Raw genomic sequence first — 22,657 nt, 5'->3', positions numbered from 1 at the left:
AGCCCTTTCCATTGAGAAAAGGCGTTAATTCGATGAAGGTGAGTGTCGATTGAAGAACGTTTATCGCGAGGTCGAACGAAGAGATAAAGAAGGTCGGAGAAGACAGTCACAAACCTTTGCAGCTGTCCTGGCGAATTGAATCTCTGCATAGAGAGGTGGCTCGGTTTGTTTGAACAGTTCTGTGCTGTTTAATAAGTGGACCCGGCCTGCTTTCATGCTGCGATATTCAATTGAGGATGGTGGTTGAAGTAGACCTGATCCGGTGTCTTGCGGTCAAGCGATGAATGAGGGCGCTTGGAATTGTAGAAATCCAGATATCTCCTGATACCGTTTCTTGCCTCTGGGACATTGCCATAAGCATGCAGATAGGCCTCTTCGTATTTGATGGATCGCCAAAGTCGCTCAACAAAGACATTATCCCGCCAAGCCCCTTTTCCATCCATTGAGATGGCAACATCAGCATCTTTAAGTATTTTTATGAATGCCAGCGACGTGAATTGGCTTCCCTGATCGGTATTGAAGATTTCCGGCTTGCCGTACTTGGCCATAGCTTCTTCAACCGCTTCAATACAGAAAGCTGTATCAAGGGTGATGGAAAATCGCCAGGGCAACACTCGTCGAGAGAACCAGTCTACAACGGCAGCCAGGTAGACGAAGCCTTTGGCCATGGGAATGTACGTTATGTCCATCGCCCAGACCTGATTGGGACGTGTGACAGCCAGTTTTCTCAGCAAATAGGGATAGATTTTATGCCCCGGCGCTGGCTTTGATGTATTGGGACGGCGGTAAATTGCCTTGATATCCATCCGCTTCATCAGCGTTGAGACGTGAAGTCGACCAACCTCGTATCCCTCGCCAAGCAAAAGTCCCTGAAGCATCCGGCTGCCCGCAAAGGGATAATCCAGATGCTATTTGTCAATTCGCAACATCAGTTTCAAATCACTGTCAGATGTCGGCCTCGCAATGTAATACAAACAACCTCGACTGATGCCCAGAGCTTTCGCCTGCTAGGACATGGAGAGTTTATGCTTGGGATCAATCATTTCTTTGCGCTCAACAGGCCGGCCTTGCTGAGCGCCCCGCTTAAAAAATCATTCTCAAGCGTCAACCCCCCGATTTTAGCGTGGAGAGTTTTGACATCAACTGCCGCTGCTTCAGGGGCTTTGGTTTCCTTCTCGAAGACATCGCAGGCACCTTCTAGCAGGTGATCCCGCCATTGCTTGATCTGGTTCGGGTGGACATCATAGTGTTGACCAAGTTCACTCAAGGTTTGCTCGCCTCAAATAGCCGCTAAGGCTACCTTGGATTTGAATGCAGATGTGTGATTGCGTCTGGGACGGCGCGCCATATTCGGTTCTCCTGTAAAGCCATAAGGGCAAATTACAGACCGAAAATCCACTTATACCGCATGTTCAATTTTCCCGAGCCACTTCTGTCTTTAGCACAACAAAAGCTCAACGCTGCTGGGTCCACAAGACAATGAATGTCTTAAGCAAAATGCCGAAATCCTTGCAGGCCAAAGCGAAGAAAGATCTACAGGATATCTGGATGGCAGAGAACCGCGTAGATGCTGACGCGGCTTTTGATCTTTTCATAGAGAAATTTGAGGCCAAATACCCCAAAGCCACGCAATGCCTTGCCAAGGATAGGATCGAACTGTTGGCTTTTTATGACTTTCCTGCCGAGCATTGGGGGCATATCAGAACCACCAATCCAATTGAATCAACCTTTGCGACTGTGCGCCACAGAACAAGGCAGACCAAGAACTGCCTCTCCCGGGATACTGCAATGCCAATGGTCTTCATGCTGATCAAGGCAGCGGAGAAACGCTGGCAGAAATTGAGAGGCAAAAATCAATTGCCTAAAATAATACAGGGTGTCATCTTCAAAAATGGCATCGAGAGTGATGCAAACCAAAATCACGCCGCGTGAAATCCATCACCAACTTTTGCGGTTAGCTCTGGTTTACGCAACAGTGCCTCTTCAACCCACCCCTACTCCATCAAAGAAGGTCGTGACTACGTATTTTGTGACATCTTCAATACTAAGCTGTCCAGCTGACACCATCTCCCAAGCTGAGTATATGAGAGCACCATAAGAGTTCGCCACCCAAATTGTCGGTAATTCCACGCGGATATCGCCATCGTTCTTGGCTTCCTCAATGGCACGTTCTTTTTCCTGACCCATCATTATACAGCGCGGATCCTCCTTCAATATTTTCTCTCCATACTGCCAAAACATAGTGAGAAACTTCAGCCGGTCGGCTAGCGGAAGCAATAGTTCAAATGTTTGTACAAGGAACTCTTTTCCTCTGAGTTTTTTTGAATGCAACGGAGCAAGTTTTTCAAAAACCTGATCCAAACAAACTCGCAGTATTTCCTCTATCAGTGTCTCTCTTGAGTCAAAATGACGATAAAGCGTTGCGCGACTTACACCAGCAACTTCCGCAATTTCTGTCAGCGAAGCCATTGGGTTTGCAGGCAGTTCTGCCAATCCAGCTTCTACAAGTGTTTTGCGAGAATGAATCGCTCTCTTGTCATGCACTGATGTTTTAACCTCATTTTACGAGACACACTTGTCTCGTATGTGTATATTATGATACAACTTCGTCTCATAAATCAAGATCTACTGTGATCCCAAGGCGTTCATTCAACGATATTTCGCAATCTAGTAGGCTTGCCGAATATTTGGAATCTGCCTCTTAAAAGATCTCTTGTTCAGGAGTAAAATATGACCAAACGGATTGTGTGGCTGCTAGCAGCGTTTCTGCTGCTGGCAGGCGTCGTTTTTTATGTGACTATACTTGAAAACACAAGTGATGTGGATACCGCAGGAACTAACGTTCAATTGCCTGTTGTCAGCTATGTTACAGCTCGGACGAGTGCCAACACAGGTCGCATTTCCGTATTTGCTGAGGTTCGTCCTCGTTGGTCGGTGGAACTAAGTGCTCAAGTCTCCGGCAAGGTGCTCGCCGTTTCCCTTATGGCTCTAGAAGGACGGAAAGTTTCCGCGGGCGAGGTCATGGCTCAACTGGAGCAACACACCTATGAATCTCAGTTGGAAAATGCCAAATACCAGCAAGCAACGGCCGAGTTTAACCTGATGAAGAAGCAGAACAAAAACTTACTTGCGGTAAAAAACTGGCGAGCTGTAAATCCTAAGGAAAAGCCATCAGAAATGGCAGTTCATATTCCAGAATTACGCGTTGCAGAAAAATCACTGAAAGCAGCTAAGCAGAAAGTGGTTGTCGCGCAATATGATCTGGACGCAGCAAGCATCAAAGCTCCTTTCAGTGGTTTTATCACCAAGCGCCACGTTAGCATTGGGCAAAACGTTTCTGTAGGTGACACGCTTTTCACTCTTTTAGATGCGGAACAGCTGGACATTACTGTCTCGCTGGATGAGCACCAATGGAACCTATTAGAGAAGGTGTGGCAGGAAGTTCCCGCGAAGATCTATAATGCAGAGCAAGAACTGGTGGGACTCGCAAAGGTTCGGCGCGGAGGGGGTTTCCTCGACCCTCAATCTCGTCGCTATCAGTTGTTTCTGGAGGTGATCAACACACTAGAACGCAAAGTGTTGCCAGGTGAATTTGTTTCTGTCGAATTGCAAAGCATGGAGATCAAAAACAGCCTGAAGTTGCCAGCAACAAGCCTTACACAGAAGGGGTACATCTGGTACCTGAACGATCAAGACGAGTTACAGCGCTTCAACGCTTCCGTTGTTTTCCGCGACAATGCCAGTATTATTGTTAGTGCACCGCCGGATATTACGCTGGCTAGCGAGTTGCGCGTAGTCAATTTGCCGATGGCTGCCTACTTGCCGGGCATGCGCATAACTCCAAGACACGCAGGGCGTAAACCATGAAATCACTCACAACTTGGTTTATTCGCAATCCGGTAGCAGCCAACCTCATAATGGCCTTCATCCTAATTGTGGGTGTCACCTCTTTGATGACAGTTCGCATTGAGGGATTTCCCAAACTGCCAGCGGATACGATTACGATTACAACCACTTTGCCCAATGCTTACACTGCGCAAGTGGATCAACAAATTACACGCAAGATCGAAAAAGCACTGGAAGGGCTGGCAGGCGTTAAGAACATCAGCTCATCGACACAACCTGGTGTCTCGTTGATCTCTGTCGAAAAAAACAGTGGTTACAATCTACAAACCCTCTTAGATGATATTCGCCTCAAGGTAGATAGCATTTATAACCTGCCCAAAAAGGCAGAACGGCCAGTTATCGAGCGAAACGATTTTGATATGGCGGCGATGTTCGTTCAGGTTTATGGCGATACCGATCTGAAGACACTGCAAACACTTGCCCGAAAACTTCGAAATCAACTGCTGTCAAACCCTGAAGTTTCGCGCCTGAAGGAATGGGGTCTCCAAAACGAAGAAGTTCGCATTGGACTGAAACCTTACACACTGGAACGCTTGAATCTCACTATTTCTGATGTCATGAAGAAGATTAGGGAATCTTCTCTGTATTTCCAAAGCGGCACTTTGAAAACAGAAGGCGGCTTCATCTCCCTTCGGGCTGACAGTCAGGCTTTTTATAAATCTGAGTTCGAGAACATTCCGATAGTTCAATGGGAAGATGGTACAGCAACGATTCTAGGCGATATTGCCACTATTTCCGATGACTTTGCCGAGCTGGAAACAGAAGCGCGTTTCAATAGTCAGAAATCTATCGGCCTTGAAATTCTCATCGGCCGCAAAGACAATCTCATCACTGTATCTGGAGAAGTTAAAAAGCTTATCTCTGAGTTTGAACAAACATTGCCTAGAGGTGTGAAGGTTGAGATATTTGGTAATTCCAGTGATTATATCGAAGCACGCCTGAGTTTACTTAGCTCCAATGCTGTTCAAGGTCTCCTTCTGGTGCTGCTACTGTTATCGTTGTTTCTCAACCTTAAGCTCGCATTTTGGGTGGCAATGGGTATTCCCATTTCACTGGCTGGAGCGTTTGCGATTGGAACAACTGGTTGGGTGGATTACTCTCTGAACGATATCACCACATTTGGTCTGATCATTGCCCTTGGAATTCTGGTGGATGACGCGGTTATTGTCGGTGAAAGCATATTTGAACAACGAAAGCACTATAAAAACCCGTTGAAGGGAACTGAAGCGGGTGTCAACAAAGTCGCAGTTGCAACCGTCTTCGGTGTACTCACAACAATAGCAGCTTTCTTCCCTATGCTGCTGATGAGTAGCCCATTGGGCAAGATTCTGGGTAGTTTCTCTGGCATTGTTATTCTAGCCCTGTTGTTCTCCCTGTTTGAGAGCAAGTTCATCCTGCCAGCTCACCTTGCTTATATCTCGCTGGACGAAGGCAAGAGTAAATACCTACCTGCTCGCATTTGGGCCAAGATCCAGGGTGTCGCCCGAGGCGGCTTGTTCTGGTTCCGAGACACCGTCTATAAACCAACGGTCTCCTTTGCTATTAAACAGCGTTATGCTGTCCTTGTAGCCTTTATTGCCGTTGCAGCATTGGTGATGGGTCTGATGTGGAAAGGCAAAATCCATTCGGTTTTCTTCCCGGACATCCCCGGTCAGTACATTGTAGTGAACCTGAAAATGGATCCACGTGCCCCGCTGGAACTAACGCGTAGCAACATCGCTGTGATTGAAGAAACAACCCACACAATTGATCAAACATATGCAGAAAAACAACCAGAAATTGGCGGCGTATTCCAAGGCCTCTTTCGTGTTCTCAACGATAAGTCCTCTGCCGTCATCTATGCTGAGTTACGCCCGGTTGCGGAGCGAGGCGATGTACAAACTGCGGATATCATGCGCGCGTGGCGAAAATTGGTTGGTCCGCTCGAAGGCGTTTCCAAGCTCACCTTCTCTGGTTTTGGTGAAGTGGGTGGTGGCTTCAAGCTGCGCCTCTTTGCAGAAGATCCGGAACAACTACGTCTCGCGAGTGAGGAGCTACAAGTTGCCCTTGCTATCCACAGAGGTGTTAGTAATGTACGCGACACTTTTACAGCTGGTCAGCCAGAAATGAGATTGACGCTGAAACCAGAGGCTCGTCACCTTGGCTTCACACCGGAGCGATTGGCAACTCAAGTTGGTTATCAGTTCGGCGGCGGAGAAGCACAGCGTCTCCAACGCGGCAGCTCAGAGGTGCGTGTTATTGTTCAAAATGTGCTGGATGCCAGAAATACCATTGAGGATCTTCTACAAACTCGCTTACAAAGTTCCAATGGTGATTGGATCACGCTCCAATCTGTTGCTAATGTAGAGGCACGCTATGTGTCAGGCTTCTTGTATCGCCTCAACGGAGATCAGGTTGCCACCATTGAAGCCGACATTAACAAACAGGTCATCGCTCCTGCAAAACTCGGCCAAGATATTTTCGAAAACGTTGTGCCCCAATTGCAGCTGGAATATCCCGGTGTTAAATTTAGGCAGGGCGGCGAACTGGAGGAAATGGGTGAGGTCAAAAGTGGTGTGATCCGCGCTATGATCATCACTTGTTTCCTTATTTATACGCTGCTGGCGATCCCATTAAAATCCTACTTCAAACCCCTGATCATCATGTCCGTGGTGCCCTTCGGGTTTGTTGGAGCGGTAATCGGCCATGCTATCATGGGCATTCCATTCAGCATGATGTCGATCTTCGGTTTGCTGGCGTTGATTGGTGTTGTGGTCAATGACTCACTCGTCATGGTCACACATTACCGACACCTAAGAGAGGATGGTGTAGATCATTTGGCAGCAACCGATCGTAGCGGAATGGATCGCTTCCAGGCAATTTTTCTAACAACAGCAACAACCGTCGTAGGTTTAATACCGCTGATGAATGAAACCTCTGAACAGGCCATGTATCTGATACCGGCAGCCGTCTCTCTCGCTTACGGCGAAGTTTTCGGCACTCTGATCACGCTCATTCTCATTCCGGTTTTAATAGCAATTGCAGAAGATATACGGGTCTTTTTCTTTGGTGAGCACGATAAGACATTGGGATATGCATTGATTGAGCACAAAGAAGAGTTGGGAGTGGAACCTCCGAAACAAAATTAGGAAAAGTACCAGGAGATTTCTTCTGATATGATTGACCTTGACCCGGAGAGTACCCAAAAGTGTGGGGCAGTTGCGGTGACAGTTTTATGTTTTAGTCCTTGGATTCCGTCTCTTCGATGCAGCTTGAGCCCCGTCGGTATCCGACCCACCTAACTACTAAAACGAAACTGGGATATACGCTCTTTCCATGCTAAAAGGTAATTTTTGACCTATTAAGTGCTACAATCGCCATTGCAAGATCACAAATGACCTGTTAAGGATATTCTGTTACAATAAGACAAAAGGCCAATATCGGCCTTTATTGCGCAGTAAGGCAACTTTATAGGTCAAATATGGCCCCCAAACAACATTCGATCCTTTCGCCCGCAAAACATGAGCGAATCTTGGGACAACGTATCGAGCGTTTGCGCCTGTCGCGCAACATCACACAGGCCAACCTGGCCGAACAGGCCGGCATCGGCATACGTACGCTGAGACGGCTGGAAGCCGGAGAAGGAGGCACTCTTGATACCTTCTTTCGCGTACTGAGCGCCCTCAAACTCGACGGTAATGTAGAATTATTGATCCCCGATCCGACGATTCGACCCATAGAGCGGGTGCAGCTGAAGGGTAACGAACGCAAGCGCGCGAGTTCTCACCGGAAGCAGGGCGCTAGTAAGGAACCGTGGCGGTGGGGTTCGAAGCAGGAAGGCGAGCGATAGATAATGGCAGATGAAACAACCGACGCTGCAGTGAATTTATGGGGTCGCCAAGTGGCAGCGGTCTCCTGGAGAAACGAAGATGGGTTTGCAACGTTCCAATACGATCCGGAATTCGCAGACTCCGGCATCGAACTGTCACCACTGGTGATGCCGTTGACACCGGATCCCTATACCTTTCCGGCGTTGCCCAAGAGCACGTTCAAGGGTTTGCCAGGATTGCTGGCGGATGCCTTGCCCGATAAATTCGGTGACAGGCTCATCAATACGTGGTTGGCGACACAAGAACGGACACCGGAAAGCTTCAATCCTGTCGAGCGACTTTGCTACGTTGGCAGTCGGGCGATGGGGGCGTTGGAGTTTAAACCGACAATAGCCAGCAATGTTGGTAAAGCTGGCAAAGTAGATGTGGCGAGCTTGACCAAACTCGCCAACATGGTGCTGAGTGAGAAGGAAGCTCTCGATGGTACACTGACGGGCGAGAACGATCTCAAGGTGATCAATGATATCCTGCGCGTTGGTACGTCGGCGGGTGGTGCGCGAGCGAAGGCTATCTTAGCGTGGAACCGTGAAACTGGTGAATTCAGGCATGGTCAAATTGATGCGGGGGCTGGCTTCGAACACTGGCTTCTGAAGTTCGACGGCATTGAGAACAATATCGATAAGGAGGAACCCGATTCCCAAGGGTTCGGTTTGATCGAGTATGCATACTCTAAGATGGCGACTGAAGCGGGGATCGAGATGGCTGAATGCCGGATCCATCGTGAGGGTGGCCGGAGCCACTTCATGACCCGCCGGTTTGATCGGACGATTGAGAACGATGGTGAAAACGACAAGCTGCACATGCAATCGCTTTGCGCATTACAACACTACGATTTCAACGACCCTAATGGTTACTCATATGAACAGGCCGTGCTGACGATCCGCTCGTTAGGCCTTGGTGCCCCTGCACTTGGTCAGCAGTTCCTGCGCACAGTTTTCAACATCATCGCGCGCAATCAGGATGATCATGTGAAGAATATCGCATTCCTGATGAACCGATCCGGGGATTGGGTGCTGTCACCGGCTTATGACATGACCTATTCCTACAACCCCTCCGGTGCTTGGACTAACCGACACCAGATGAGCGTGAACGGCAAGCGTGATAACTTCACGCAGCAGGACTTATTGGCCTTCGCGGAAGTCGCCGGCGTCAAACAGACCAAAGCACGAGCACTCATAGCCCGAGTGGAAGCAGCTGTCTCTAAATGGTCATCGATCGCTGGACAGGTCGGAATACCAGATCAGGTCGCCCGATCTATCGGCCTCGCGCATCGCACAGGCCTTCTAGATGGATGACGAATGTGCGATCAAGGTCGCACCTGGACTGGCCTAAGAAAAGTGGAGAGCCTCTGTCTCGATTTTCCTCTGCTGTCTCTCGAACACAATTGGCGATTGATAGCCTAATGCAGAGTGGCGGCGTACGGGATTGTAAAAGCCTTCAATATAAAGGCCAAGTGCCTTCTCTGCTTCTTTCCGCGTTTGAAAAACAGTTCGCCACAACAGTTCTGCCTTAATAGGGTCCGTCCCCGCAAAGGTACGGAATGCGACATAGAATTTCAGCCAAGGCATTGAAGTTTGTTGCTGATTTGAGTTCTTTTTTCCCCCGTCGGCGGTCTGGGTTCAGGGTCTGGTTTTCAGGGGAAGGATGCCGAAGTTGTCTGCGAGCTTTTTATCGGAGAAATCGTATTCTCCGAGCATGTTGATGTGCGCCAACGACTGCGGCGAGTGGGCCTTGATGATTTTCATCATTTCGGCGCGGGTTTCTGGATCAGCTGCGTGTAGTTTCGTTTCGAGATAGAGATAATTCCAGCAGATTATGGCGTTCTTGATCAGTCTGTTGCAGGCTTCTGCCACCTGCTGGTCTTCCTGCAGGGCGAAGATTAACTCGCGCGGGCTACCAACTGCCAATCGTGACACCAAAATTGCTGAACTATGCAACGAACTCGGCATCAGCCGAGCCAACCTCTATCGGTACGTCGGACCGGATGGCCAACTGCGAGATCGTGCAAGGCGAGTTCTGAAAGTCGATGCAATGGCTTCCAATTCCAACGACGTTGGACCGTAAATCCTATGTCGCATTCTGTACCTTTGCGGGGATGGACCCCATACAGGATCGCGACTTTGGGGTAGTGGCTTCCTTTGAAACTGATCACAGCAGCAATCCTTAATGCATGGTTACAGAGCCCTTGGGTTGTAGACAGTCAGCCCCATGTCGCGCAACACGAAAAAAAGTTTGCGACAGAACCCTTGGCAATGCCCATCTGACATATCTTGAACAATTCTCCTTTTGTGGACTGTTTCGTCTTCAGCTTACTTCCGAGGTGCTTCTAGCCAGCAGGGCGTCTTCCATGCGCTTGGGCGTAAACAGGCTGTTAAGCGGAGCATCACTGAGAGGCATTGCTCCAAGGTGCTGGTAATATTCAGCCACCCTCTCGTTCTTGGCCTCAACAAATAAACCCAATCCACCAACTTCATTAATTACGTTTAGTGCACGCTGGAAAGCATCACTAATCAGGATAAAGCTGAGTTTTTTACCCTGATACTCTTGGTCAATAGCGATGCGTGCAAGCAAAAGAGCGGGGGCCTTGGGTGGCAAACGCTTGAGTAAAGAGGGCGGGATCGCTGAAGTGTCGAACTCTTTCATTGTCAGAGTGTAAAATCCAACGATTTTGTCCGGTGCGCTTTTAGCTGGTAGGATGTACGTCCGGGATAGGTTCTTAGCCTCAGCTTGAGCAGCAGTTTCTTGCAAAAATATATTCAGGGCAGGCTCGCCACAATCGAAACCTGCCCTATCAAAGCTCTTCTTATTACCAGCGTTCAGTCTGACTAGCTCCACCATCACGTTTTATCGTATGCCTTATTAGCCTGTGCTGCCCATACATTGTACCTAGGATGTGGTTGAATAGGTTGATCAAGAAGGTCCAGCGCATGTTGCATTTGCGCTCGGGTTAGAGTGAGCTTGGTGGCCCCTAATTCTTTTTCTAATTGATCCAGTGTGTTTTCGATGGCTTCTGTGGCGACTTCAGCCGCCTTTTTTCCAATAGCATCGGCAACGTGACTCAATCGGCATTTTAGATCGCTTGAAACCCGCAAATTCAAACGTTCGTTCTTCGTTCTGACTACAGTAGGGTTTGAGCTTACTGATTGATGAACTCCAGTAGCACTGTTTCTGGTTACGATAAATTCTCCTGATTGGGCTGCACCACGCTTCTTTGTGGTGCTCCATTTCGTATCTTGCTTCTTTGCTGCACCCATAATGAACTCCATTTCTTTAGCATTGAGCAATGTGCGCCCAAATGGTGCACAAGTCAATCGTGAGGTTACATCGGCCCTGTTGCAAATAATCTTCTCATGTCTGATGTTTGGGTAAAGCAAGAGGTATTCCAGTGAGCGGTGATTTCAAATGGCGACATTATCGTGGGGAAGTCATCCTGTGGGCTGTGCGGTGGTATTGTCGCTACGGGATTAGCTATCGTGATTTGGAAGAAATGTTTGAAGAGCGCGGTGTGGATGTCGACCATACCACGATTTATCGTTGGGTTCAGCACTATGCACCTGAGATGGAAAAGCGGCTTCGTTGGCATTGGCGGCGGCCATCTTGGAATGGCAGTTGGCAAGTTGATGAAACGTACATCAAGGTTAAGGGCTGCTGGATGTATCTTTATCGGGCGGTCACGAAGCAGGGCGATACAATCGACTTCTACCTCTCTCCAACGCGCAACACAAAGGCCGCAAAAACCTTTCTGGATAAAGCATTAAGGGGTTTGAAGGATTATGAAAAACCACGCGTGATCAATACCGACAAAGCCCCGACATACGGACTGGCGATAGGGGCATTAAAAGCCGAGGGCAAATGACCAACGAACACAGAACACCGCCAAGTTAAGTATCTCAACAACGTGATTGAGGCCGATCATGGCAAGCTGAAGCAGCTGATAAAGCCCACACTAGGCTTCAAATCGCGCAAAACAGCTTACGCCACGATCAAGGGTTTTGAGGTGATGCGCGCTCTCAAAAAGGGCTAGGCCGAAGCGTTCCAGGTCCAACCTGGGGTCAAGGGCGAAGTCCGTCTTATCGAGCGTACATTTGGCTTAGGGGCAGACATGTTTTCGGAGCTCTTTGACCATCACCGTGCAGAAATTGCGGCATGGGCCGCTTGATAAACGGCGCCGAGGAAAATATTTAACTCAAAGCAATATTTGCAACAGGGCCATCCTGGCGCCGTGAGCGGACGGTTACGCACCGCCAGCATAAAGGCTTGAACAACCGGGCAGAAGCCTCTCATCGCCATACGCGACGACGAGAAAAGATCATGAGCCGTTTCAAGTCTCCACGGCAAGCTCAGAGATTTCTATCGGTTCACGACCAAGTCGCTGCTCTCTTCCGCCCTAAACGCCACCGTCTTTCTGCCACCTCATATCACCATGCACGCGCTGATGCGTTCAGTTTGTGGAACGACTACACGGCAGAATTGTGCGCATAAAGAGCCTTTTAGCGCCTTCTTACATTTAGATCGAAATAACCTGACAATGCCCCCGAGACCACTCCAGATCAACAAGCGAAATCAGAAAGGGTTTCAGGTACTTCCAAAACGCTGGATCGTTGAACGCACCTTCGCGAGGTTAGGCATAAACCGCCACTTTTCAAAGGATGTTGAACGATACGCCAAAACCACTCAAGCTCTAATGAGCGTTGCGATGATTAAGCTGATGGTTCGAAGAATTGCCCGATATTGCTATTCTTGAACAGACACTTAGACTTATAAGAATTCCGTTGCTTAACAATTTGTAGAGTTATTTACGTGTCAGAAGCATTGCTACCGAAATATTTCGGAATGGGTAATCTTCTGGATTAGCCTTCAAGAGGGTCTCTGCTGTCTTGTAGATCTGGTTCAATAGATCTGGTTTCGACGGTGTGTCGGGGAGAGCGCCACGTAACACTGCTTGAGTGAATGCCCGGAAGAAGTTGACATAATTGGTAGCATAGCGATCCAGATCTTTGTCTTGCTTGTAAGTTTCAACAAAGGGGACTGGCACCTCATAGCTTTCTGTTCGATCTAATGTGTAAAGATCGACCAGATTATACGCTGAGTTTGTCAAAGGAGATGTCAGCTCATCCAGACTGCGGAAATAGACTGGCTGGTAATATCTTTCGTATACTTGTGATGAAATATCGCCAAGTTCGACATGTGCTTGGACAGCGTCGTTGAGAAGGTCGAATAGTCCGTCGCAGGTGCGCATCTCATCCGTACATCCGAAAACTTGAACTAAAAGTTTGCCGCCTGATATAAGTTCGTTCGCCCGAGCAGTTAAAAAAGCTGCCATGTCATCTTCAGCTTGCCTGGCAAATATCTGGCTTTCAGAATCTGTGACAAAACCGTTTGCCCGCCTTTTGCTGGGGCCGTTCGGTAATACATATCCAGGTAGCTTATCAAGCGGGCGTTCGGACAAATAGCCGATTGAGTTGAAGGTGGTGGCTACATGGATGCTATTTGGCGGAAGTAACTGATCATACATCGATCCGCCAATAGCCGCAGATGAGACACGCTGTGAGCCGAATGCTGATTGTCCATCAGGCCTTAAGCCAAGAAATAATTTGGAATAATCATTTGTTGGTAAGTCCGAATGGATAGTTAGAAACGGTCGGTCTGTCAGCTGGTTTGTATTGCTGATGAGATGACGCATTACAGAAATAGAATTGCGCCCTTCGGAACACCCGAAGTCTGCAAAGGTAACTGGTCCTGAACCTCTTTCTAAGGGTAAACTTGAGAGGGTGTCTTCTAACCAGGGAAGGACGGCTGCGATTTGCTCCCATTGAGGGGCCGAGTTGGAATCATAAAAACCGCCGCCAGCCATACCGGTCATGCCTGTCGGGCGGCGTTGAGTATCTACTGTGTCTTGATCAATATTTGTCATAAATCTCTCCTAAAAACCGCTGATATTGCGCCGGATCTATAATTTCGTTTCTAAATGCATCAATCGTTTTCAACGGCATATGTTTAGAGCATGTCGCGTTCATATGTATTCACAGAGGGTGAACGAGAGTAAATTTTATTTATGTCAACGGAACGCATATGAACAGCAAACAGTGGCAGACCGGTGAGGGCAAGTCCACCGACCAGATTGCCGATCACAACCGGGATCTCGTTCCAGATCAGATAATCGAGAATGGAAAAGTCCCCACCGAGTATCAACGCCGTTGGAAACAGGTACATGTTGACGACTGAATGCTCGAAAGTCATCGCAAAGAACAGCATGATCGGCATCCACATTGCGATGACTTTTCCGCTGACTGAGGTGGACACCATTGCGCCAACCACCCCGAGAGATACCATCCAGTTACACAGGACCCCGCGGATGAAGATTGTCATCATGCCGCCCGTGCCATGTTCTTTGTAACCCACGGTGCGGTTCTTACCGATATTCGCGATGACCTCGCCAACATGATTGACCGGTGCTGAGAAACCGTAGGTGAAGATTACGGAGGTCAGAAAGGCGACCAGCAGAGCACCGAGAAAGTTGCCGATGAAAGTGATCATGATCGCCTTTGCCACGCCACTAAGAGTTACGTTGGGTCGCCGATCGAGCCAGGCCAACGGGGCAAGAACGAATATTCCAGTAACAAGGTCAAAGCCCATGAGATACGACATGCAAAATCCAACCGGAAACAGGACAGCTCCTACGATGGGGAACCCAGTCTGAACGCCAACAGTGATTGCAAAGACCGCAGCAATTGCCAGAATTGCGCCAGCCATAAATGCCCGGATCATCAGAAGCCTTGGGTTTATGAAAATTTTTTCCTCACCCACGTCAATGATCTTTTCGACAAAGACACGCGGCTCGTTATAAGACATTCCAAATCTCCATGTTCTATAAACCAACTGCCCCGAGCAAAAGAACCTATCCGCTAGACTGCTTTTGCAAGGCAATGACTAAGTCAACAATCGTCAAGCTATTGGGAATGAGACTCTTCTCCCGACAATTTAATCAGTTTGGTTGCGGCACGGCACCTTCATTATGTCACGCGCTCTGCACTTCCTGTCGTCAGGCCTTGTTCTGACTTCTGGTTCTCACCCACCTTTGGTGCTGTATGTTTGGTAACAATCAAGATCCCGGCCACAATCAGGCTAAGACTGAGCAGGAAATAAGATCCAAACTGTTCATCGAAGAAGATCCATGCCAGTAGTACAGTCGTCGGTGGCCCCAAGAAGAAGTAACTTTGAGAGCGTGAAACATCGGCACTTCGTATGAGAATAAAGAATAAAATCCAGCTGCCCATAGATAAAACAATGCCTAACCAAAGTATTGATCCAATTAGTGAAGCCGACCAATTGATGGTCATTGTTTCAAAAGCAATCATTAATCCAAATACTGGAATGAGTGCGCTCAAATGTTGAATCAATGATCCAGTCATCAGGTTCATGTGTGCTACAAATCGTTTTTGATACAACACACCTGCGACCATGCTGAGAAGACACAGAACCGTAAGCAACACCCCACTGTAGCTGTTACTATCAAAACTAGCTTTTTGATTTACGACGAGCAGGACACCTATTGTCCCGAGCAGCAGGCCCAATATAAGTTTAAAGCTAAAACGTTCTCCTAGGAACGCTATTGCCCCCACAGATGCGAGCGCTGGATGCAATGCCATAATCAAACCGACTGTGCCTACATCCATACCCCACTCATATGCGACGAGCATGCCTGTGAAGCAAAATCCATGTATGAGAATTCCGGTAACACAGATATGGAACACTTCTATTGGTTTATTGTGCCACTTGGCCTTAGTCAAAAAAATGATCCCTAAGAAAAGTGGAACTGGAGTGGCTAATCGCAAGGTTTGAAATGTGAAAGGATCTGTATATGCGATGCCGATTTTCGATGCCACATACCCCGAGCTATAAAGAATGACGAACAATAGCGGCAAAACTTGATTAGCAATTACTGCTGGGTTCAGCCTTTGGCGTGGAGTCATACGTTCGTTTCCAGTTCGCTTTCCATGACTACATAAGAGATTATTTTTGCAACTAACCAGCTGTTATTTCATCACAATCTTCTGCCACTAAATATCCAAGAAGGTAATCTTTGAAATCTGGTGGAATTTCGGCAGTTGCAATCTTGCCATGCTCGCCCGACGCCTTGGCGTATATAACCGTCAGCTGCCCCCTGGAAACATCTTCTTCGCTGCCATCGCTGAGTTTTTTACATATGAAAAAATTGAGCACTAGTGACTTTGTGCCAATTCGGCCGATATTTATGGCGATGAGTATCTCATCGCCAAAAGTCATTGGTCGCAGAAAGTCGCAGTTCACTGAGAGGATCGGCCATTTTTGATCTTTGTCCGGATCGCAGATGCTCATTCCACCTTGTTGGAAAAATCTCGTCTCTGCATACTCTACATATCGAAAGATATTTGAATAATGCGCGATGCCTGCCATGTCTGTTTCGCAAAATTCTACATTTTTTGAAACAGAAAACAGTTTCGCATTTGATGACATTTCTATGTCTTTAAGCATTATGCAATCCAATCAAGCAGTCTCGCGGATGACGCGCTTTAGTTTTTTCCCTGTGACACCTTCATTAGATCCAGGAGAAACTAGTTTGATCTCGGAAATCTCTGGAAGGTTATTCTCTTTAGAAAATTCAGATATTCGCTGCTCGATATCTGCGAAAGACAGCCCCTCTTTTACTTCCACTTCAACCTTCAAGGTTCCTTTAGGTTCGCCTTGAACCACTGTACAATCGAAGATCGCAGGGATGTTTTTTAAAAAGGATTCTTCGAGTTGACAGCTATAGTAGGTTTTGCCGTCCAACTGCATTGAATCACTTGTCCTATCAACGTGGTAATAAAGGCCATTTTCACCTTTGTAGATTAGATCCCCAGTAAGCCAGTAACCGTCAAGAATAGCATCGGCAGTAGCCTCTTGGTTGTCCCAATATCCTGAAGTTACACTCGGTGATTTAACCCCAAGCCTGCCAACTACACCATAATCAGTGATCTTCTTGTCCTGTTCATCAAAGAGTGCAACTTCGATCCAGGAAAAAGGCTTACCCACGCAACGGTTGTAGTTGTTAGTCTTAAGCGTGTGAATATTTCGAAATATACCAAAAGCGAATTCCGAAGAGCCCAGGTTATCAATGAACAGGGCACCATCTACACGCTTACCATCCTCATAACGATGACCGTATTGTAGCATTTTCCTAACGTGAGGCTCGTGGCATGCATCCGCAGTACTCATCCATATATTGATTGAAGCAAGACGTTTCGGATCTATGTCGATCCGACACAAATCGACATAGACACTAGGGAATGCGAACATAATCGATGGCTCAAAAGTCTCAATTGCTGCCGCTATCCCTTCAGGCGACTTATCTGAAACTATAATCAGATGGTTCATACGCATGATGTTACTCATCAGCATTGTGACGGCAGCAGCGTGTGAGACAGGAGCTGCTGATAACATGGCATTACCAAGCTTTTTACCAAGCTGCTTTTTGACACCATAAATTATTGATTTCTGACTAAAGGAAACCGCTTTTGGTAGGCCTGTCGTTCCGGAAGTATGGCTAATGAGAACAGTGTCATCATCCGAGTGTTCATAGGCCTCACAGGGAAGCGAGAAAGGTTGTTTCTCTACCTCGACGATATCTGTCGTTGGACATTTGAAATTGCCACTGTAGGTGAGGATTTCATCCAGTCTCTCTCCTTCGGAAACAAGCAACTCAGGTTTGATCTTCGACAGATATTTGCTTGCAATTTCTGGTGTCACCCCCCCATTTAAGAATGCAGGGATTGCTCCGATTTTCGTTAAAGCAAGGTAGTGAAGATAATAGGAAATGCCGTCTTCTAAATACAACGCAACGATGGATTTTGCCCGGATACCCAAATGCCAGTAGCAAGATGATATATGGTTTGCTTTTGCCACCAGGTCATTCAATGAAAATCCCCAGGCTTGCCCATCAAAATCAACGTGAGTGACTGCTGTACGTTCGTTATTTGCTGCTAGCTCATGAACACGAAAGAGAAAGTTTCCTGCTCCTATTGTTGGATCACTAGCAATATCACCTATCAAAGAATCCTTTTCTGTAGCACAGTCCCCTTTGATGATTTCGGCCTTGCGCAGCATATGTCGTTTCAATTTACCCGTCTCTGTCTTGGGTAAACTGTCACCAAAAATTATGGACCTCGGATACTTGTAAGGTGATATCGCACTCTTCACGTGTTCTTGTAGTGTCTCAACTAAATTTTCTAATTTGCTATCTTTATCATTCAACACGACATGCGCCCGAACGATACTTCCTCTATCTGAATCGGGAACACCTACGACCGCACATTCTCGAACGTATGGATGAGAAAGCAGTGCTTCTTCAACTTCAGCAGCGGCTATATTGTAGCCAGACGAAATAATCATATCGTCTGCTCTTGAAACGAAATGGAGTTTTCCATTCCGATCTTTACGGAAGAAGTCGCCGGTGATGTTCCAGCCATTCTTGACATATTCTGCCTGTCGGTCATCGTCCATATAGCGGCAGCCTGTTGGTCCGCGAAAGCCCAACCAGCCCGGTTTCTCAATCCCAGCCGGCTTCATATCATCGTCAAATATCTCAACCTCGTACCCCTCAATTGGCCTAAGGCCGGAAGACCCCGACTTAAAATCCTCCAGTCGGGTTGAAATAAATGTATGCAGTGCCTCAGTTGATCCCATCGCATTTATGATTGGAACGTTTATACGATTTTGCCAGCCTTCTAACACCGGTTGCGGCAAATTCTCACCGGCGGATACTGCGCATCGTAAAGTCTTGAGAAGTTTGTCGTTGGTTTCTTCGGATAGTATAACTTTGTATGCTGTTGGTGCAGAGAAGCAGACAGTTGCACCATATTGGCCGATAAATCCAGCCAGATTGGTTGGTGATGTCTGCTCCAATAAGACGGCGGTAGCACCAAAGCGTAGGGGGAATACAGCCAGACCGCCCAAACCGAAAGTGAATGCTAGCGGAGGTGTGCCTATGCAAATATCGTCAGGCACAATCTTAAGAACTTGCCTTGCAAATCCGTCAGCAATTGCGAGGATATCACGATGACGGTGCATGGTGATCTTGGGTTTTCCAGTCGTACCGGATGTACTAGCTAACAGTGCAATGTCATTCTGGGAGGTTTTAACTGCCTCATACTTAGTCGATTTGCATGCGGCCTTAGCGTTCACGGTCGCTGTACCATCGATGGTTGCCGAAAATTCTGCGATTTTCAGATTAGGCCGCATATCCCTATCCAGCAGGTTAAGTTCTTCTTCCAAACCCTTTTGACAAAGAACCAAATCAACCTTGGCCTTATCGACCAAAATGCTCAACTCCTTCGCACGCATCAGCGCGATGGTATTGAAAGCGACGGCGCCAACTTTCAAGATTGCCAGGAAACATGCCACCATCATCGGGCAGTTTCTTGACCGGATCATGACCCGGTTCCCTGATACAATGCCAAAATCTTCACTGAGAACTCTAGCAATCTGATTTGAAAGGTCGCAGAGCTGCTGATACGAGATGGTTTCACTCGAGCCAACTAAAGCGGAGTGTTCACCGAACCCTCGCTCGACTAACGCATCTGCTAATTCAACACCTACATTCAATTTTTTTTGATAAGGGTAAAGGTCAACATTAAATTCTGGCTGCAACTCAGGTGTTGGAGTGTTGCTGTTCACAAATCCGTCAAAATGCCCAGTTTCAAGCAACATTTTCATAAGACCCCCAAAAAACAATATTTCTAATATTGCAATTACGTGAAAAATAAACCAACAGCATAAATGCTTCAGTCAATACTATGAATCATTAATACAATACTTGAATTTATAATAATAAATATCAACTAGCAAATAAATGAAATGTTTTCATTTTTAAATTCGTATTTTCTAATTTACTAACTTAACGGTAATTTATAAAGCAAGCCGGGGGTTGCCGATGAACCATGCACGGAAAACTACCAATCTAGCAGAGATGAATACGTCAACTCGGCCCCTACGAATTATCGTAATCGGGGCGAAAGGGCATGTTGGAACTACGGTATGTGAAGCGTTACCAAGTCATCACGATGTGATTAAGGTGGGACGAAATAGTGGTGACGTAAATGCAGATATCTCGGATAGGTCATCTATTGAGGCTATGTACGAAGAAATCGGAAAAATTGATGCTGTCGTGCTAGCCGCTGGCGCGGTTCACTTTTGCCCGTTGGAGCAATTTCCTGAAGACAAATTTCTATTTAATCTCATGCACAAGGCGATGGGTCAGATCAATTGCGTACTCTCAGGTCTAGACTATCTCAATGATGGCGGATCGTTTACCCTAACGAGCGGCATTCTGGATAGAGATCCCATCCGAATGGCAAGCGGTGCAGCTGCTGCGAACGGTGCTATTGGCGGATTTGTGAAGAGTGCGGCGATTGAGATGCCACGTAACACTCGGATCAACGTTGTCAGCACTGGGCTCCAAGACATTTCTGTCGAACGATATGGAAGCGTTTTTCCTGGTCATACCCCTGTGTCATCGGAACGGGTTGCATATGCCTATCTTAAGTGCGTTGAAGGCGGCATAAACGGTCAACTAGTGACCGTGGACTAAGGTGATTGCGATCAGTGATCCATACAATTTTTACATCATTGCAATTATTGCCTGCATAGGGAGCAAAGTTTGAAATTTAAACTCGTAAGTTATAATTTATGTCCTTTTGTGCAGCAGGTATTTATCGCCTTGTCGTTGAAAGATCTCGATTTTGATATCGAATATATTGATTTATTGAGCCCTCCAACGTGGTTCACAAAAGCTTCTCCGCTAAAAAAAGTGCCAATCCTTTTCGCTGGCGCAAATCAGGTGCTGTTCGAATCCATTGCAATAATTGAGTTCATTGAGGATTACGCTGAGCTAAAGACATATCCGTCGAACCTGTTTGAGCGATCCCGTGATCGTGCGTGGATTCAGTTCATCAATCAACTGATGTGGAGTCTTTATGATCTTTCCATAAAAGGAAGCGAAGAGGAATACAGCTCGACTGTTGGCGAACTTCACAAAAAGCTCGATGAACTGGAAGCAGCTTCAAACGGTGGGAAATACCTTTTTGGAGATTCATTCTCACTCGTAGAAGCAGCAATTGCACCGTTGCTTCTTCGCTTAAACTATATTGACGAAGTTGCTCCCGGTCTTCTTGATATGAAACGTCACAGCAATATCTGCAGAGCTAACTATGAGCTAATGGCTGACACAAACGTTCGCCGCTCGATTCACACCGATCTTAAGCAGGCTTACTACAAATTACTTGGAAAGCGACAGGGATATTTATCCGCTTTCCTGCACGACAAGTTTAAATCGCCTGAAGAAATACCTTTGAGGTATTGATTGGTGCCAAAATAAATATTGACGGAACAAGACATTTTCATCTCAAGACTAGAGCTTATTTCTGAGCTTTGCATGCCATAGATAATTGGGAAAAGTAATATGACGTCCACCAAAGTATTTGAAAAAACCACAAGATCTACGATAAAGCGGGCCCCTGAATACGCTGAGTACAGCGAGCAAGCGGTCAACGATATTTTGGATAGTGGGTATATGTGTACGATTGCATTTGTGATCGACGGAAAACCCTTTTTGAATCCTACACTTTATTGGCGTAAAGACAACTACGTCTACTGGCATGGTCTGGCTGGCAGCAAAATGTTGCTCGAACAGGCCAAAAACATTGATGTTTGCTTCAATGTAAGTCACCTGGACGGGCTGCTTCTGGGTCGATCAGCTTTTCACCATTCTGTAAATTATCGCTCGGTCACAATCCATGGCAAATCGGAGCTGGTAGAGGACAGTAATGAGAAGATGGATGTTGCATTTGAATTTGTCGAAACATTATTTCCTGGTCGCCGCTCAGAATTACGTGAACACAAAGAAGAAGAGATTCAAAAGGTTAAGTTCATGCGTTTGCCAATAAAGGAAGTATCCGTAAAGCACCGCTACGACAATTCTGTCATGGATATTCTGAGGAGGCAGCAGAGCGGCGCACTTAAGGAGTATGGTCCTGAGGGTATAAACCCGCACTGTTGGACGGGAACAATCCCAATTCGCACAATACTTGAAACAGCGGTTCCAGACACTGCTGCGGATCCAAATATTCAGTCGCCCGATTATTTGTCGCAATCAAAATTCAAACGCGACTTTTAAGCCTGACTGAAGTTTAGATTATTACCGAGGAGGGAATGAGGTGAAGGTAGTTGTCATTGGCGCCAGTGGAGATGTTGGTCGAACAGTTTGTGCAGAGCTCAGCAAGAGACATGAAGTTATTGAAGTTTGCCGCAGTTCTGGCGACTATCAAACTGACATGACTGACATGGCATCTCTCGAAAGGCTGTTCCAGGCGATTGGAGAAGTAGACGCTATCGTAGTTACCGCAGGCTCCGTTAAATTTGCAAAATTACAGGAAATTTCCCAAGCCGAATTTATGTATGCACTCTCGGATAAAGTGATGGGGCAAGTGAACGTTGTTCTCGCAGGAATGAATTATGTCAGAGATGGAGGCTCCTTCACGCTGACAAATGGACTGTTAGACCAACACCCTGTTCCAAATGGGGTTGGCGCGGCGACGGCGAATGCTGCACTCTCCGGTTTTGCAACCGCTGCAGCGATTGAAATGCCTCGCAACATTAGACTGAACGTCGTGAGCCCAGGCCTCATGGACATTTCTTATGAGCGCTATGGAAAAACACTCAAGGGACACGAACCAGTTTCTTCAAAAATTGTAGCTGCAGCTTATGCGAAAAGTGTTGAGGGGTCCGCTTCCGGGCAACGTATTATAGGAGAATGATATGAGTAATAGTATCAAGGAAAACAATCTCAACTAGCTGCACATTCTTGC

Annotated in this window: 18 protein-coding genes and 4 pseudogenes; 11 read left to right on the top strand and 11 right to left on the bottom strand. The window is 47.0% G+C overall.

The window, feature by feature from the left end:
- Window positions 1–212: 212 nt before the first annotated feature.
- Window positions 213–1,348 (bottom strand): annotated as a pseudogene (locus BLS62_RS04165) (IS3 family transposase).
- Window positions 1,349–1,434: 86 nt separating this feature from the next.
- On the opposite strand from BLS62_RS04165, the pseudogene BLS62_RS04160 reads away from it, so the two are divergent.
- Window positions 1,435–1,932 (top strand): annotated as a pseudogene (locus tag BLS62_RS04160) (transposase); the annotation flags it as partial.
- A 51-nt stretch (window positions 1,933–1,983) separates the two neighbouring features.
- On the opposite strand, the gene BLS62_RS04155 reads toward BLS62_RS04160, so the two are convergent.
- Window positions 1,984–2,544, bottom strand: a complete 561-nt coding sequence (locus BLS62_RS04155; RefSeq protein WP_208990680.1) for a TetR/AcrR family transcriptional regulator — start codon at window positions 2,542–2,544, stop codon at window positions 1,984–1,986.
- A gap of 186 nt (window positions 2,545–2,730) precedes the next feature.
- On the opposite strand from BLS62_RS04155, the gene BLS62_RS04150 reads away from it, so the two are divergent.
- From BLS62_RS04150 to BLS62_RS04135, 4 genes are all read left to right on the top strand, one after another.
- Entirely contained in the window at window positions 2,731–3,867 is a 1,137-nt protein-coding gene (locus BLS62_RS04150; protein WP_093177403.1) for an efflux RND transporter periplasmic adaptor subunit, read from the top strand.
- Window positions 3,864–7,034, top strand: a complete 3,171-nt coding sequence (locus BLS62_RS04145) for an efflux RND transporter permease subunit (RefSeq protein ID WP_093177400.1) — start codon at window positions 3,864–3,866, stop codon at window positions 7,032–7,034. The genes BLS62_RS04150 and BLS62_RS04145 overlap by 4 nt, the downstream gene beginning before the upstream one ends.
- 383 nt (window positions 7,035–7,417) lie before the next feature.
- Window positions 7,418–7,735: a helix-turn-helix transcriptional regulator gene (locus BLS62_RS04140; RefSeq protein ID WP_200798461.1), complete on the top strand. Its 318-nt coding sequence runs from the start codon at window positions 7,418–7,420 to the stop codon at window positions 7,733–7,735.
- Between the two features lie 3 nt (window positions 7,736–7,738).
- On the top strand, window positions 7,739–9,070 hold the full coding sequence (locus BLS62_RS04135; RefSeq protein ID WP_093177394.1) for a type II toxin-antitoxin system HipA family toxin: 1,332 nt from the start codon (window positions 7,739–7,741) through the stop codon (window positions 9,068–9,070).
- Window positions 9,071–9,103: 33 nt separating this feature from the next.
- On the opposite strand, the pseudogene BLS62_RS04130 reads toward BLS62_RS04135, so the two are convergent.
- The 4 genes and pseudogenes from BLS62_RS04130 to BLS62_RS04110 form a co-directional block, all read right to left on the bottom strand.
- Window positions 9,104–9,289 (bottom strand): annotated as a pseudogene (locus tag BLS62_RS04130) (IS3 family transposase); the annotation flags it as partial.
- A gap of 105 nt (window positions 9,290–9,394) precedes the next feature.
- Window positions 9,395–9,724, bottom strand: coding sequence for a Tn3 family transposase (locus BLS62_RS04125; protein WP_093177391.1), 330 nt, complete (start codon window positions 9,722–9,724; stop codon window positions 9,395–9,397).
- Between the two features lie 355 nt (window positions 9,725–10,079).
- Window positions 10,080–10,613, bottom strand: coding sequence for a GNAT family N-acetyltransferase (locus BLS62_RS04115; protein WP_093177388.1), 534 nt, complete (start codon window positions 10,611–10,613; stop codon window positions 10,080–10,082).
- Window positions 10,613–11,029, bottom strand: coding sequence for a type II toxin-antitoxin system TacA family antitoxin (locus BLS62_RS04110; RefSeq protein WP_143521507.1), 417 nt, complete (start codon window positions 11,027–11,029; stop codon window positions 10,613–10,615). Before BLS62_RS04110 ends, BLS62_RS04115 begins: the two co-directional genes overlap by 1 nt.
- A gap of 131 nt (window positions 11,030–11,160) precedes the next feature.
- Between BLS62_RS04110 and BLS62_RS04105 the strand changes: the two are divergent.
- Together BLS62_RS04105 and BLS62_RS04100 are read left to right on the top strand one after the other, a co-directional pair.
- Window positions 11,161–11,934 (top strand): annotated as a pseudogene (locus BLS62_RS04105) (IS6 family transposase).
- A gap of 35 nt (window positions 11,935–11,969) precedes the next feature.
- A complete protein-coding gene (locus BLS62_RS04100; RefSeq protein WP_348271860.1) occupies window positions 11,970–12,257 on the top strand; it encodes a DDE-type integrase/transposase/recombinase in 288 nt (95 codons plus the stop codon).
- Between the two features lie 310 nt (window positions 12,258–12,567).
- Here BLS62_RS04100 and BLS62_RS04095 read toward each other — a convergent pair whose 3' ends face one another.
- From BLS62_RS04095 to BLS62_RS30995, 5 genes are all read right to left on the bottom strand, one after another.
- Window positions 12,568–13,689: a class I SAM-dependent methyltransferase gene (locus tag BLS62_RS04095; protein WP_093177383.1), complete on the bottom strand. Its 1,122-nt coding sequence runs from the start codon at window positions 13,687–13,689 to the stop codon at window positions 12,568–12,570.
- Between the two features lie 83 nt (window positions 13,690–13,772).
- Window positions 13,773–14,627, bottom strand: coding sequence for a formate/nitrite transporter family protein (locus BLS62_RS04090; RefSeq protein ID WP_093177380.1), 855 nt, complete (start codon window positions 14,625–14,627; stop codon window positions 13,773–13,775).
- 161 nt (window positions 14,628–14,788) lie between these two features.
- The gene (locus BLS62_RS04085) at window positions 14,789–15,748 is read right to left on the bottom strand and encodes a DMT family transporter (RefSeq protein WP_093177377.1); all 960 of its coding nucleotides are present in this window, start codon (window positions 15,746–15,748) and stop codon (window positions 14,789–14,791) included.
- A gap of 52 nt (window positions 15,749–15,800) precedes the next feature.
- Window positions 15,801–16,289 (bottom strand): acyl-CoA thioesterase, encoded by a 489-nt coding sequence (locus BLS62_RS04080; RefSeq protein ID WP_093177375.1) that lies wholly within the window; start codon window positions 16,287–16,289, stop codon window positions 15,801–15,803.
- 12 nt (window positions 16,290–16,301) lie between these two features.
- Entirely contained in the window at window positions 16,302–19,508 is a 3,207-nt protein-coding gene (locus tag BLS62_RS30995; protein WP_159436487.1) for an AMP-binding protein, read from the bottom strand.
- A 217-nt stretch (window positions 19,509–19,725) separates the two neighbouring features.
- On the opposite strand from BLS62_RS30995, the gene BLS62_RS04070 reads away from it, so the two are divergent.
- The 4 genes from BLS62_RS04070 (at window position 19,726) to BLS62_RS04055 (ending at window position 22,606) form a co-directional block, all read left to right on the top strand.
- Window positions 19,726–20,382: a short chain dehydrogenase gene (locus tag BLS62_RS04070; RefSeq protein WP_208990679.1), complete on the top strand. Its 657-nt coding sequence runs from the start codon at window positions 19,726–19,728 to the stop codon at window positions 20,380–20,382.
- Window positions 20,383–20,451: 69 nt separating this feature from the next.
- A complete protein-coding gene (locus BLS62_RS04065) occupies window positions 20,452–21,153 on the top strand; it encodes a glutathione S-transferase family protein (RefSeq protein WP_093177372.1) in 702 nt (233 codons plus the stop codon).
- Between the two features lie 99 nt (window positions 21,154–21,252).
- Window positions 21,253–21,966: a pyridoxamine 5'-phosphate oxidase family protein gene (locus tag BLS62_RS04060; protein WP_093177369.1), complete on the top strand. Its 714-nt coding sequence runs from the start codon at window positions 21,253–21,255 to the stop codon at window positions 21,964–21,966.
- Window positions 21,967–22,006: 40 nt separating this feature from the next.
- Entirely contained in the window at window positions 22,007–22,606 is a 600-nt protein-coding gene (locus BLS62_RS04055; RefSeq protein ID WP_093177366.1) for a short chain dehydrogenase, read from the top strand.
- Window positions 22,607–22,657 lie beyond the last annotated feature (51 nt).

It is taken from the genome of Pseudovibrio sp. Tun.PSC04-5.I4, assembly GCF_900104145.1.
Taxonomy (GTDB): Bacteria; Pseudomonadota; Alphaproteobacteria; order Rhizobiales; family Stappiaceae; genus Pseudovibrio.
Note: the sequence above shows the minus strand (reverse complement) of the source record. Positions and strands in the feature narration are given on the sequence as shown.